We start from the raw sequence: 13,609 nt of genomic DNA on the forward strand, positions 1-13,609 counted from the left end.
AGTTTATCCACCATTCCAACCTCTGGTTTCTGATTTTCTATTTTGAAAATAACTGTCCTAAAATAATCCCTGCAGCCATTGATACATTCAGGCTTTCTGTAGACTGGGATTTTCCAAATCTAGGAATACTGATACTTTTTTGTACCAGTTTTTCCGTCTCAGGTCTCATTCCGTTTCCTTCATTTCCTAAAATAAGGTTTAGCTTTTCGGGTTTCTGGAAAGTATAAATATTCTCCCCTTCCATATCCGTTCCGATATTTACATTCTCTGTTTTGGAAAGATATTCCACCAGATCAGTATACACCACATTCACTCTGGTAAAAGATCCCATGGTTGCCTGAATGACTTTCGGATTGTACACATCTACGGTATCTTCACTACAGATGATCTGTTCAATACCAAACCAGTCTGCAAGACGTATAATGGTTCCCAGGTTTCCGGGATCCTGTATTCCATCCAAAACCAATTGTATATTCTTATCTTCCCATTTTTCTTCCTCGGCAAGATAACATACCGCCACGGAATCTTTTGGAGTTTTAAGAAAACTTATTTTTTTTAATTCATTTTCAGAGATATGGGTAACAGGAACGTCAGTACGGTCCAATTTTTGTGGATCGGTTGACAATATTTCTTTAACTTTAAAGTTAGAATTAGAAAGTTCACAAATGATTTTATTACCTTCAACCAAAAACAAATTGTATTTTTGTCTGAACTTCTTTTTATCTAAAGATTGTAAAACTTTTATTGTATGAGCTGTAAGCATTATAAGAATTCTCCTCAAAAATATTATAAAATTATCTCATTTGCAACATTTGTTGGTCTCCTTTATGCTTGTAGTACGACAAAAAAAGTTCCTGACGGCGAATATCTGCTTACCAAGAACAATTTAGAGTTCGAGGATAAGAAAGTATTTTTCGATGAGGAACTTAAAGATTATATTCAGCAGAAGCCCAATAAAAAGCAGTTTCTTTTCATGCCATTAAGTCTCCTTCTGTACAATATGGCGGATCCGAAATACGACACCATACTTAATGAATATATGACCTATCCCGGTGAGATGAGAAATCAGAAGCTGAGAGATTCTTTATTCCTTAAATATAATATGAAAAGCAGTGTCGGAAAAAGTCTTCTTTTCGACCGTTTACTGCACAACTGGGGAACACCGCCGGTTATTCTTGATCAGACAAGAAGTGAAAAAAGTGCTGAATCTATCAAGAAAAGACTTACCTACAGGGGATATTGGGATGCTGATGTCAATTTTAAACATACACTGGATTCAGCTTCCAAAAAAGCATCGGTTAATTATTCCATCAAACATAATGATCCTACACGTATCAAGGATTACTTCTATAATATTCCGGATCAGGGGATCAAAGGGTATTACAACTATAATCTGAACAGAAGTCTTGTAAGATCCGGACAGATCCTTGACCAGACCGTTCTGGAAAGAGAGGTTACCAGAATCACCGATCTGATGAGAGAGTTTGGTTTCTACAGGTTCAATGCTTCCAATGATGAAGTTTATTTCGTTGCAGATTCCCTTAAAAGTAGAAAACAGGTTCCTTTAACCCTGGAAATTCATAAAGATTCTCTGGATACTCCCTATAAAATAGCCACTTTTGGAAATATTGACGTTGCTATTGTGGATGAACCCGGTGATTATCCTAAAAATACCAAAAAAGACAGCTTAAGGAGAATAAGATTTCATACGATGAATGACAAATACAAACTTTCATCGGTTTGGAGAGCGATTATTCCGGACAGTAAAAAGGTTTTTGACCAAACGAAACTGGACGTAACCAAGAGAAATCTTTTATCGATGAATAACTTCAGCATCGTTAAAGCGAGAGACTCACTGAGACAAGGCGGAATGACCTCTCCTAACGACAGTATTGTTGATGTTTTGTATGTACTGAAACCACTTCCGAAATACGAACTTAAAGTGGGAACAGATATTAACTATTCTCAGGTTTTAAACCTGGGGATCTCTCCTTCTGTGGACCTTACCACCCGAAATGTTTTTAGAGGAGCGGAAAACCTTTCTACCAGTCTTTCAGGAACATTTGGTTCTATCAGAAGTACAAAAGATATCAGTAAAAGAGTTGCAGCCTACGAAATATCGGCTCAGGCATCCCTGAACTTCCCAAGACTGCTGCTTCCTTTTAATTATTATAAATTCATTCCAAAACGATACACACCTACATCATCTATTTTGCTGGGGGCGTCGATACAGAACAACATCGGTTTGGGAAGGTTGATTTTCAATACGGGACTGAATTATCAGGCAAGTGTTAATGATCAGGTGTATCACAAGCTTACTTTATTCAATACTCAGGTCAGTCTGACAAAAAATAAAGATGCGTACTATGACTACTTTGTGAATGACGGAAGGGTAAAAGATGAAGTTTTCGGAAATTATTTTATGTTTAGCCCGGAAACCGCGCAGACCGGACAAGATTACAAAGATGGAAAACTGAATGTAGATGAAGTTTCCAAAATGATTATTGAGAACGATGCTTACCGTGGAAGTCTTAATCAGCAGGGAAGAGATCTTTTAACGGCCTTTACCGGAACATTGGTCAACAAAGACAGACAGACCCAAGATGTCCTTATCTCTTCTATGATCTATAATTTTGTTTATAGTGAAATTGGAAAAAAGGAATATCCAAATGCCTTTTATTTTAACGGAAAAGTTGAGCTTGCGGGAAATATATTGAGTATATTCAATAAAAAGGATAACGGCGGAGGTATTGTTACCGGCCCGCAAGGAACTATTTTCGGACTGCCTTACGCACAGTTTGTAAAATTTGATATTGATACAAGAAAATATTTCAAGTTTAACGGAAACCAGACATTGGTGCTGCGCCAGTTTATCGGAGTTGGAATACCTTACGGAAACTCTCAGGATATGCCCATCATCAAGTCTTATTTCAACGGAGGTTCCAACGATATCAGAGCCTGGGTAGCCTTTGGAGGATTAGGTCCTGCAGATTCCCAGGTGGATGAAAGAGTTCGTACCTATATGACAGACAATCTAAAGCTTACCACTAATATTGAATATCGAATTCCTTTCAATAAAACTTATGAAGGCGCTTTATTTACCGATATCGGAAATACATGGAGTCTTCGTAACTATAACGATGGATATGGAGATGAATTTAAGTTCGGTAAGTTCTGGAAACAGGTGGGTATCGGAAGTGGATTCGGATTAAGATTAAATATTGCTTATGTAACGGCGAGAATTGACCTTGCGTATAAGATCTATGACCCGAATAAACCTGAAGGCGACCGATGGAGATTCAAATTCATCCAGCCTTTCAAACCAACAGTTAATATCGCGTTCGGATATCCTTTCTAATCCGGAGAAACGCCTAAAATAAAATAGACTACAGCAATCACACGGGCGAGGATTTCCCTCGTCTGGTTTCTGTAGAAACTCTCGGGTTTTGTGACATCCTGCGCATCAAATCCCAAAGCATTCATATCATTATTTCTTGCAAAAAACAATGCTCTCAGGTTGTGATATCCCTGAGATACAATGATGACATTCTTCTTCTTATAAACATCCTTACAACGAAGAATACTTTTATAGGTATTAAAACCTTTAGGATCTTCCACAATAATATCTTCAGGCACACCTTCCTGATTGATCAGATAGTTTTTCATTGCTCCCGGTTCGTTATAACCTTTGCTTTTTTCCCCGCTTACTATAATTTTCTTGATTTTCCCATGATGGTAAAGAAGGGCAGTCGCATCCATTCTTTTGGTGAAATAAGGGTTTGATTTTCCTGATCTCATTTTTGGAGATGTCCCCAGAACCAGTGCAATTTCCCTTGGCGGAATTTTTGAGATTTTGGTATAAGTTCTTCCGTTGGTAAGCCCGAAAACCCACACATTACAGAAGCATATCATCAGAATTCCCAATTCCAGTGATATAAATCCAAGGTTAAATATGTTCCTAATAATTCTCAACTAAGATCAAAGTTAAGCTTTATTTTTTTACTTTTCACAATAGACATACAAGCTAAAATATGTCCCTGCTCCTCCTCTTTTTCGGTAAGATACTCATTCTCCAGCAGTTCTACTTCCCCTTCTTCCAGAGAACATTCACAGCTTCCACAGATCCCAGACTTACAGGAATAAGGAACAGGGAATTTCTGCATCAAAAGCTGCTGTAAGATTTTATCCTTATTATCAGACAGATAAGTGGTATATTTCTTTCCAAGCATGGTAAATTCAACCTCTATATTTTCAATAAGAGGAAATTCTTTTTCCACAGGATAAATATCGTCATTAAATTCTTCAAAAAGTTCAAAATGGATATTCTTTTTCGGAATTCCGTGATGATAGCAGGCATTAGCCAAAGTTTTGATCATTTCACCTTTTCCACAGATCAGCACTTCGTCTACAGCATCCCAGATTGTAGATTCCTCGTCTGTATCATCCAAATGAAGGATCTGATTGATGATAAGATTCAGCTTTTTTTCATCAAGTCTTCCATAAAAAAACTGATCTGCCGTTTTCTCCTGAGAAAAAAAGTAAAATATCTGAAGTCTGTCACCACATGTTCTGGCAAGATTATCCAGCTGTTCGCGATAGGCTAAATCTTCTGAACTTTTATTTCCAAAAAATAAGAACAGCCGTGTTCTGGGTTCGTTGTGGAGAATATTTTTAAAATGACTCAAAATGGGCGTAATCCCAATACCAGCAGCAAAAGCAACAATAGTTCTGAATTCGCTGGGCTTGGATACAATGGTAAATCTTCCGGCAGGTTCACTTACCCACAGTTCATCACCTTCGTTATAATTCTGAAATAACTGAGAACTCGCTCCTTCAGATGAATTCACCTTTATCCCCAGACATATTTTCCCTTCATAAGGAGCCGAAGTCATTGAATAATCATTAATAACCTCCTTCCCATGTGATTGAAATCGTATACTGACGAATTGCCCGGCTTCAAACCTGAAATTTTCTCTTAAATTCTCAGGAATATCAAACTCCAGAGAAAAAGTATTTTTGGTCAGCTCTTCCTTTTTCGCTATTTTTAACGGATGAAACTGTATCAGTTTCCCTTTATAGATTTGTTGTTCCATAACTTCAATTCAAAAATAGATAAAAAATAATTTATGAAGAAGATAATTTTTTCCACGTTACTTCTTACTGCACTCTACAGCTGTAAAAAAGAAGGTCAGAAATCTGAAAATATCGCAGCTGCAGATTCTGTTTCTGTATCTCAAACTGCAGAGGCAGAAGGAAGTACCGCTATTCCCAAAGAACTTTCTCCTGAAAACGTAAGCCAGCATTTGGCAAAAAATAATGATACGTTATATGTAACCAACTTTTTTGCAACCTGGTGTGGCCCATGTATCAGAGAAATTCCAAGCTTTAAAAGTAAAATGGAGGAATTGAAAGGAAAACCTGTAAAGTTCACTTTCGTCAACCTTGATGATAAGGCAGATTGGGCTGGTGCTGTTAAGAATTTTGCTGCAGAAAATAAATTGGGAGGCAGCATTATATTACTGGATGGACAAAAATTAGATCCAAACTTCTTTCACAACAACTTCAAACAATGGGACGGAGGTTCTATCCCTTTTACTTTCATGAGAAAAGGTGATAAAACCGACGAATATCTGGGAATGATGACGGAAGATGTATTGAATTCTAAAATCGATTCTTTCCTAAAATAAATAGACTGAACTCTTTCTGAATCATGTCAAAAAGATTTAAAATCCTGTGTTTATTATTCGTGATTGCCATTATTGCAAGCGCAATTATTAATCTGAACACAGGATTTTTAAGTTTAAGCTTCCAGGATTTCTTTCAGGATTCCGCTCAGAATCAAATTGCTGAAATCCGTATCAACCGTGTTCTGGTGATGATGCTGGCTGGAATATCCATTCCCACTTCAGGTTTTCTGATGCAGGAATATTTTCAAAATCCACTGGCAGGGCCTGATATATTAGGGATAACATCGGTCGCCAGTTTATCGGTTGCTTTTTATATTTTCTTTTCCCATACTATTTCCCTTCCTGAATTTTTACAGAATAGTTTTCTCAGCTTATCAGCTATTGGAGGCAGCTTACTGTTGATGTTGGTACTCCTCTCTATGTCCAATAGATTTCAGGACAAATCATATCTTATTATTTTCGGGTTTTTGGTATCTGCTTTTGCCGGTGCCATTGTATCTCTGTTGCAATTTTATGCGGAAAACCAGAGTCTGAAAAATTATATTTTATGGTCTTTCGGAGCGAATAATATGGTAACGAGGAATCAGATCTATGTACTTTCCATCCTTGTTTTAATCGGTATGTTGATCTGCTTCAGAGCGATAAAACCACTCATTGGAAATTCTCTGGGCAATTCCTATGCACAAAGTTTAGGGGTCAATCTGAAACAGCTGAAACTCTTAATCATAGTAGCATCTTCCCTCCTATCTGCTTCTGTTACTGCATTTTTAGGACCTATTCTGTTTATTGGAATCATTGTGCCACACTTTTGCAGACTTGTTTATAATCCATCCAGATTATGGCAGCAATGGATTCTTAATATGTTTCTGGGAATGCTGATTATGTTATTTTTCTCTGTCATTGCAGAAAAAACACAGATTCCTTTGAATGTGATAAGCTCTGTATTCGGAATTCCTGTGATTCTGATGATGCTATTGAAACAGAATAAAGTGTGATTTTTTTGTTGGATAAACGCAAAGGCGCAAAAAACTTTTAAAAATTTTATATTTTTAAGACGCAAAGATTTTATCTCCGATAAAATTGAGCACCTCATATTCTAAACAAAAAATTTCTCCAATATCTTGCTGAAAATCTTCGATTTTATCGCGCCTTAAAATATTACACAAAATATTAAAAGCCTTTGCGTCTTCGCGTTTACCCAACAGACTTCCTAATAAACTTAATATTATAGTTTTGAAATGTTGATAAGTACATACTTACATCTATTATACTTATCTAACAATTCATATATTTAAGCTCAACTATGCTAGGAATAGATTCTTGATATGTTTCTGGGAATGCTGATTATGTTATTTTTCTCTGTCATTGCCGAAAAAACACAGATTCCTCTGAATGTGATAAGCTCTGTATTCGGAATTCCTGTGATTCTGATGATGCTGTTGAAACAGAATAAGAGGTAGCTTTTTTGTTGGATAAACGCAAAGACGCAATAAAAATGAGTTTGACATTGTTTTAAGGCGCAAAGATTTTATCTCCGATAAAATTGAACACCTCATATTCTAAACAAAAAATTTCTCCAATACCTTGCTGAAAATCTTCGATTTTCTCGCGCCTTAAAATATTACACAAAATATTAAAAGCCTTTGCGTCTTCGCGTTTACCCAACATTTCGCATCAATAGGCATACTATGTTCCAAAATCATTAGTAACAGTCTTTGTAATTATTAAGCAACTATTCATATATTTAAGTCCAACAAAACACCACAAATGACAGAAAATGAATTATCAAAAGTAGTTTTTGAAACAGGTTTAAAGATTCACAGAAAACTTGGAGCAGGATTATTTGAGCATGTGTACGAAGAATGCATGTTCTATGAGTTAACAAAAGCAGGATTTTTAGTAGAAAAGCAAAAGCTACTTCCAATCATTTATGAAGATTTGAAAATAGAGAACGCTTTCAGACTCGATATGATTATTGAAAACAAAGTAATTCTGGAAATAAAAACAGTTGAGTATATATCACCTACTCATAAAGCGCAGCTTTTAACTTACTTAAAAATGACAAACTGTAAATTGGGATTATTACTTAACTTTCAATCTGATGTCTTCAAAAACGGAGTAACAAGAATTGTGAACAACTTATAAAATAAAACATGATAAAAATTTGACAAAGTCAAATTCCTTGCGTCTTAAAACATTATTTTTGTAAAAAACTTTGCGTCTTCGCGAAAACGAACAAAAACATGCATCTACAGATCAAACAGGCAAATATCGGCTACAATACCCCATTAATCTCCAATGCCAATGCAGATTTAAAGCTTGGTGATGTATGCCTGCTGATTGGTAATAACGGTGTAGGAAAAACAACATTAATCAAATCTATCCTGCATCAGCTCCCTTTGCTGAATGGAGAAATTTCTATTAATGAAAAAAATGTAAAAAATCTTTCGGTAAAAGAGATTGCGCAGAATATTGCCATTGTCTTTTCAAAGTCAGTTATTCCGCAGCATTATACCGTTGAAGATCTTATTTCTCTCGGAAAGTATATCTACTATCCTTTTTATTTTGAACTCAAAAAAGAAGATCGCGAAGAGGTTGGTCATATTATTGAAGAACTGGATCTGAATCAGTACAGATATACTCTTTTGAAAAACCTTTCTGACGGAAATCTTCAAAAAGCATTTATCGGACGGGCTATCACCCAAAATTCGCCTATTATCATTCTGGATGAGCCTACTACCCATCTGGATGAAAAAAATAAAATCATCATTCTAAAAACCCTGAGAAAGCTGGCTAAGGAACAAAACAAACTTATCCTGTTTTCCTCCCACGACTGGCGCCTTGCCAAAGAGTTTGCGGACAAAATATGGTATGTAAAGGAGAATCATCTGTATTCGGGAATTGTTGAGGACATTTTGCTTCAGCATGATGAACTTACCAATGCTTCCTTATTTCAAATCAGTGAGACCTTTATTCCGCCATTTATTTCTGCACCTCAGTTTCATAAGGAAATGCTGTATTCTCTGCTTCAAAAAAACTTCCAAAAAGACCTGTCTGACTTGAATTTCGAATTTCAGAACCCATTTTGGGTAATTACTAAGGATTCCGCCATCTATCAATGTGAATCTTTTGAAGAAATCATCAATTTAGTCTCAAACATTCATTAATACTTGATTTTCTTTGATTTATCCATATACTATGCATGCATAGTATTATGCTAATCATACAATTTAATCCGTTTATTTACAGCCCATTAACAAAATTTAACGTTAATAAATATTATGCATGCATAATATTTATTAAATTTGGGTAAAACCATTGGCGCAAAAATGATGGATCATAATAAGGAAAAAATAGAAAACGTAGATTTAATTTTAAAGCAGACCTGGTTGGCTGTTTCTAAAATGTACACAGAATTAGCCCAGGAACATGATTCCACAGCGGTACAGGCACTCACACTTTTAAAAATAGATCCTAAAGAAGGAACCCGAAGTACGAATCTTGGACCTAAGATGGCTATTGAACCTACTTCATTAACAAGAATTATCAAACTTCTTGAAGATAACGGATACATCTATAAGGAGAAAACCACCACTGATAAAAGAGAGGTGATCATCAAACTTACAGACAAAGGATTAAACTCCAGAAATATGTCTAAGGAAGTCGTTGTGAATTTCAACAAGAAGGTGATGGAAAAAATTTCTCCGGAAAAACTGGAGGCTTTCAAGGATGTGATGGGTGAAATCATGAAAATAGCAAACGAATTATTAAATAACAGAAAATAAATTATGATGAAGCCTTCGGGTTCATATCATCTTATACAAATAAAAATTTACATATGAAAAGAAGAATCAAACATGTAACGGTTCTTGGTTCAGGAATTATGGGAAGCGGAATCGCTGCTCACTTCGCCAACATAGGCGTTGAAGTATCACTTTTGGATATTGTTCCTTTTGAACTAACTGAAGCTGAACAGAAAAAAGGTTTGACCAAAGATGACAAAGCAGTAAGAAACAGAATTGCTTCCGAAAACTTTGAAAAACTTAAAAAAGCAAGTCCTGCACTTCTTTATTCACCCAAGTTTGCAGACAGAATTACAATCGGAAATTTCGATGATGATTTGCCGAAAATAAAAAATACCGACTGGATCATTGAAGTAGTCGTTGAAAGACTTGACATCAAGAAGTCTGTGTACGAAAAAATTGAACAGTTCAGAAAACCGGGAACATTAATTTCTTCCAATACATCCGGTATTCCTATTCATCTCCTTACAGAAGGGAGAAGCGAGGATTTCAAGAAGTACTTTGCCGGAACACACTTCTTCAACCCGGTAAGATATCTTCCCCTTTTAGAGATTATCCCAACTAACGATACAGCTCCTGAAATCATCGATTTCTATATGAATTACGGAGCAAAATTCTTAGGTAAAACGACTGTTTTAGCCAAAGATACACCAGCCTTCATCGCCAACAGAATCGGGGTGTTCTCCATGATGGATCTTCTTCACAATGTACAGAAATTAGGACTTACCGTTTCTGATGTTGATAAATTAACTGGTCCGGTAATCGGACGTCCAAAATCTGCTACATTCAGAACAGCTGACGTTGTAGGTCTTGATACTTTGGTAATGGTAGCCAACGGTGTCCGCCAGAGCGGTGCGGAAGCAAACGACTTCAATGATGTATTTGCCCTTCCAGGGTATATCCAGAAAATGATGGATAATAAATGGCTGGGTTCAAAAACGGAACAAGGATTCTATAAAAAAGTGAAAAACGCAGAAGGAAAATCTGAAATTCATGGATTAAACCTTGATACTTTGGAGTATGAACTTCAAGGAAAATCATCCTTCCCTACTCTGGAATTAACAAAATCTATAGATAAACCGATTGACAGATTTAAAGTATTAATTGGTGGTAAAGATAAAGCTGGTGAATTGTACAGAAAGTCTTTAGGGGCATTATTCGCTTACGTTTCGCACAAAGTACCTGAAATCTCTGACGAGGTCTATAAAATTGACGATGCGATGAGAGCCGGTTTCGGATGGGAAAACGGTCCATTTGAAATCTGGGATGCCGTAGGTGTTCAGAAAGGTATTGAACTGGCAAAAGATGCAGGATACGAAGTTTCTGACTGGGTGAAAAATGTAGAAACCTTCTATAAAGTTAATGATGAAGGACAAAGTATCTATGTTGATAAAAATTCAGGAGAATACAACAAGATCCCTGGTCAGGATGCATTCATCATCTTAGATAATATCAGAAAAAATAAAACGCTTTGGAGTAATTCAGGGGCTGCAATTCAAGATTTAGGAGACGGAATTATCAACTTTGAGATCCGTTCAAAAATGAACTCTCTTGGAGGCGAAGTTCTTGACGGATTGAACAGAGCGATTGATTTGGCAGAAAAAGAATATGACGGATTAGTAGTTGGTAACCAGGGAGCTAATTTCTCTGTAGGTGCCAATCTTGCGATGATTCTTATGATGGCAATCGAACAGGATTGGGATGATCTGAATATGGCGATCGCTTACTTCCAGAAATCAATGATGAGAGTACGCTACTCTTCTATTCCTGTAGTAGTTGCTCCTCACGGAATGACTTTAGGTGGAGGATGCGAAATGACGATGCATGCAGACCGGGTGGTTGCCGCTGCAGAAACCTATATCGGACTTGTTGAAACCGGAGTTGGAGTAATTCCTGGTGGTGGAGGTACTAAAGAATTGACTTTAAGAACTTCCAGAGAATTCCACAACGATGATGTTAAAAATAACAGACTTCGTGATGCATTTATGAACATCGCCATGGGTAAAGTAGCTACTTCTGCCTACGAAGCTTACGATATGGGAATCCTTGAAAAAGGGAAAGACATCGTTTCCGTAAGCAAAAACAGACAGATTGCCGAGGCTAAAAAAGTAGCAAAACTATTAGCGGAACAAGGCTATACCCAGCCGATCGAGCAAAAAGTAAAAGTTCTTGGTAAAGACGCATTAGGAATGTTCTATGTAGGAACAGACCAGATGCTAACCGGAAATTTCATCTCTGCACACGATAAGAAAATTGCTGATAAACTAGCCAACGTGATGGTAGGTGGAAATCTATCAGAGCCAACAGTTGTAACGGAACAATATCTATTGAACCTTGAAAGAGAAACTTTCCTTCAGCTTTGTGGGGAAAGAAAAACTTTAGAGAGAATCCAGTACATGTTACAGAACGGAAAACCATTAAGAAACTAATACTTTCAAAAATAATTAACAAACACTTTGTCATTCTGAAGGAATCCAAACATTGAATAGATGCTTCCAGCATGACAAACAGTATGGTTAATTTTTATAACAATTAATTAATAAAACAATGTCAAAGACAGCATATATAGTAAAAGGTTTTAGAACTGCCGTTGGAAAAGCTCCAAAAGGAAGTTTAAGATTTACAAGACCTGATGTCATGGCGGCTACCGTTATTGAAAAATTAATGGCTGAGCTACCCCAATTAGATAAAAACAGAATTGATGACCTTATCGTAGGAAATGCAATGCCGGAAGCTGAACAAGGGCTTAATGTGGCGCGTCTGATCTCTTTGATGGGGTTAAATACCGATAAAGTTCCGGGAGTTACCGTGAACAGATACTGTGCATCAGGAAGTGAGGCAATTGCTATTGCTTCTGCGAAAATTCAGGCTGGTATGGCAGATTGTATCATCGCTGGTGGTACAGAATCTATGTCATATATTCCTATGGGAGGTTATAAGCCGGTTCCTGAAACGGATATCGCAAAAACAAACCCTGATTACTACTGGGGAATGGGCTACACTGCGGAAGAAGTTGCAAAACAATATAATATTACAAGAGAAGAACAGGATCAGTTTGCTTTTGAATCTCATATGAAAGCTTTAAAGGCTAATCAGGAAGGTAAATTTGCCAACCAGATTGTTCCGATTCCTGTAGAGTATAATTTCCTGGACGAAAATCAGAAACTGCAGACTAAAAAGTTTGATTTTTCAGTAGATGAGGGGCCTAGAGCAGATACTTCTTTAGCAGGTTTAGCAAAACTAAGACCTGTATTTGCCAACGGAGGAAGCGTAACTGCCGGAAACTCTTCTCAAATGAGTGACGGAGCGGCTTTCGTAATGGTAATGAGTGAGGAAATGGTAAAAGAATTAGGACTGGAGCCTGAGGCAAGATTAGTGGCTTATGCTGCAGCCGGATTAGAACCAAGAATCATGGGAATGGGTCCTATCTATGCTATTCCAAAAGCATTGAAACAGGCTGGTTTAGAATTAAAAGATATCGATTTGATCGAACTTAACGAAGCATTCGCTTCTCAATCGGTTGCAATCAAAAAAGAATTAGGATTAAATCCTGACATCTTAAACGTAAACGGAGGAGCTATCGCCCTTGGTCACCCGCTTGGATGTACAGGAACAAAACTGACAGTACAACTTCTTGACGAAATGAGAAGAAGAGGCAACAAGTACGGAATGGTTTCTATGTGTGTAGGAACCGGCCAAGGAGCAGCTTCTATTTTTGAACTTCTTTAATAGACAATAGAGAATAGACGGATAGATAATAGACTTAAAGACACCAAAAAATGAATGAATGATTTTCTAAGAGGCACAATTTTAAAAAGCTTAAAATCTGGCAAATGAGTATGGAATTATCAAGATTAACTTTAGATCTTACAGATACTTTTCCGACTTATGAAAAGTATGGTTTGAAAAATCAAATGGACAGATTTGCAATTTCAATTCCATCAAATATAGCTGAAGGTTCAAGCAGGACAAATCAGTCTTTTAGTCATTTTTTGGATATTTCTTTAGGTTCTTCATTTGAATTGCAAACACAAATATTGTTAGCAAATCATAGAAAATATTTATCTGATGAAAAAACTGAAATCTTTGAAATTAAGATTAAAGAATTTTAAAAAGCAA

12 protein-coding genes are annotated in these 13,609 nt (G+C 36.6%); 9 read left to right on the forward strand and 3 right to left on the reverse strand.

Features of this window, described 5'->3' with window-relative positions; all coding sequences use genetic code 11:
- Positions 1–37: 37 nt before the first annotated feature.
- Positions 38–763 carry a TrmH family RNA methyltransferase gene (locus ACLI50_RS04505; RefSeq protein WP_110008752.1) on the reverse strand — a complete coding sequence of 242 codons (726 nt, stop codon included), beginning with the start codon at positions 761–763 and terminating at the stop codon, positions 38–40.
- Between ACLI50_RS04505 and tamL the strand changes: the two genes are divergently transcribed.
- Positions 749–3,358 (forward strand): translocation and assembly module lipoprotein TamL, encoded by a 2,610-nt coding sequence (gene tamL, locus ACLI50_RS04510; protein WP_202842463.1) that lies wholly within the window; start codon positions 749–751, stop codon positions 3,356–3,358. The genes ACLI50_RS04505 and tamL overlap by 15 nt on opposite strands.
- On the opposite strand, the gene ACLI50_RS04515 is transcribed toward tamL, so the two are convergent.
- Both ACLI50_RS04515 and ACLI50_RS04520 read right to left on the reverse strand, forming a co-directional pair.
- Positions 3,355–3,912: a SanA/YdcF family protein gene (locus ACLI50_RS04515; protein ID WP_373427997.1), complete on the reverse strand. Its 558-nt coding sequence runs from the start codon at positions 3,910–3,912 to the stop codon at positions 3,355–3,357. The two genes, tamL and ACLI50_RS04515, sit on opposite strands and share 4 nt — an antisense overlap.
- 56 nt (positions 3,913–3,968) lie before the next feature.
- Positions 3,969–5,093, reverse strand: coding sequence for a 2Fe-2S iron-sulfur cluster-binding protein (locus ACLI50_RS04520; RefSeq protein ID WP_343640986.1), 1,125 nt, complete (start codon positions 5,091–5,093; stop codon positions 3,969–3,971).
- Positions 5,094–5,126: 33 nt separating this feature from the next.
- Here ACLI50_RS04520 and ACLI50_RS04525 point away from each other — a divergent pair, with 33 nt between their 5' ends.
- From ACLI50_RS04525 to ACLI50_RS04560, 8 genes are all read left to right on the forward strand, one after another.
- The gene (locus tag ACLI50_RS04525; protein ID WP_395973434.1) at positions 5,127–5,687 is read left to right on the forward strand and encodes a thioredoxin domain-containing protein; all 561 of its coding nucleotides are present in this window, start codon (positions 5,127–5,129) and stop codon (positions 5,685–5,687) included.
- 23 nt (positions 5,688–5,710) lie between these two features.
- Positions 5,711–6,682, forward strand: a complete 972-nt coding sequence (locus tag ACLI50_RS04530; protein WP_343640981.1) for a FecCD family ABC transporter permease — start codon at positions 5,711–5,713, stop codon at positions 6,680–6,682.
- 772 nt (positions 6,683–7,454) lie between these two features.
- Positions 7,455–7,832, forward strand: a complete 378-nt coding sequence (locus tag ACLI50_RS04535) for a GxxExxY protein (protein WP_062670086.1) — start codon at positions 7,455–7,457, stop codon at positions 7,830–7,832.
- Between the two features lie 98 nt (positions 7,833–7,930).
- Positions 7,931–8,854 carry an ABC transporter ATP-binding protein gene (locus ACLI50_RS04540; RefSeq protein WP_411413248.1) on the forward strand — a complete coding sequence of 308 codons (924 nt, stop codon included), beginning with the start codon at positions 7,931–7,933 and terminating at the stop codon, positions 8,852–8,854.
- 165 nt (positions 8,855–9,019) lie between these two features.
- Complete coding sequence (locus ACLI50_RS04545) at positions 9,020–9,472, forward strand: MarR family winged helix-turn-helix transcriptional regulator (protein WP_062671553.1); 453 nt, start codon at positions 9,020–9,022, stop codon at positions 9,470–9,472.
- Positions 9,473–9,525: 53 nt separating this feature from the next.
- The gene (locus ACLI50_RS04550) at positions 9,526–11,919 is read left to right on the forward strand and encodes a 3-hydroxyacyl-CoA dehydrogenase/enoyl-CoA hydratase family protein (RefSeq protein ID WP_411413249.1); all 2,394 of its coding nucleotides are present in this window, start codon (positions 9,526–9,528) and stop codon (positions 11,917–11,919) included.
- 118 nt (positions 11,920–12,037) lie between these two features.
- A complete protein-coding gene (locus tag ACLI50_RS04555; RefSeq protein WP_062670092.1) occupies positions 12,038–13,219 on the forward strand; it encodes an acetyl-CoA C-acyltransferase in 1,182 nt (393 codons plus the stop codon).
- 104 nt (positions 13,220–13,323) lie between these two features.
- Positions 13,324–13,602 (forward strand): four helix bundle protein, encoded by a 279-nt coding sequence (locus tag ACLI50_RS04560; RefSeq protein WP_411413250.1) that lies wholly within the window; start codon positions 13,324–13,326, stop codon positions 13,600–13,602.
- Positions 13,603–13,609: the final 7 nt, after the last annotated feature.

Source organism: Chryseobacterium cupriresistens, from assembly GCF_046614675.1.
Taxonomy (GTDB): domain Bacteria; phylum Bacteroidota; class Bacteroidia; order Flavobacteriales; family Weeksellaceae; genus Chryseobacterium; species Chryseobacterium cupriresistens.

Coding starts and splice junctions, on each gene's coding strand:
- tamL (WP_202842463.1), top strand. CDS start 749: ATGAGCTGTAAGCATTATAAGAATTCTCCTCAAAAATATTATAAAATT.
- ACLI50_RS04535 (WP_062670086.1), top strand. CDS start 7,455: ATGACAGAAAATGAATTATCAAAAGTAGTTTTTGAAACAGGTTTAAAG.
- ACLI50_RS04555 (WP_062670092.1), top strand. CDS start 12,038: ATGTCAAAGACAGCATATATAGTAAAAGGTTTTAGAACTGCCGTTGGA.
- ACLI50_RS04550 (WP_411413249.1), top strand. CDS start 9,526: ATGAAAAGAAGAATCAAACATGTAACGGTTCTTGGTTCAGGAATTATG.
- ACLI50_RS04525 (WP_395973434.1), top strand. CDS start 5,127: ATGAAGAAGATAATTTTTTCCACGTTACTTCTTACTGCACTCTACAGC.
- ACLI50_RS04560 (WP_411413250.1), top strand. CDS start 13,324: ATGAGTATGGAATTATCAAGATTAACTTTAGATCTTACAGATACTTTT.
- ACLI50_RS04520 (WP_343640986.1), bottom strand. CDS start 5,093: ATGGAACAACAAATCTATAAAGGGAAACTGATACAGTTTCATCCGTTA.
- ACLI50_RS04505 (WP_110008752.1), bottom strand. CDS start 763: ATGCTTACAGCTCATACAATAAAAGTTTTACAATCTTTAGATAAAAAG.
- ACLI50_RS04530 (WP_343640981.1), top strand. CDS start 5,711: ATGTCAAAAAGATTTAAAATCCTGTGTTTATTATTCGTGATTGCCATT.
- ACLI50_RS04545 (WP_062671553.1), top strand. CDS start 9,020: ATGGATCATAATAAGGAAAAAATAGAAAACGTAGATTTAATTTTAAAG.
- ACLI50_RS04515 (WP_373427997.1), bottom strand. CDS start 3,912: ATGATATGCTTCTGTAATGTGTGGGTTTTCGGGCTTACCAACGGAAGA.
- ACLI50_RS04540 (WP_411413248.1), top strand. CDS start 7,931: ATGCATCTACAGATCAAACAGGCAAATATCGGCTACAATACCCCATTA.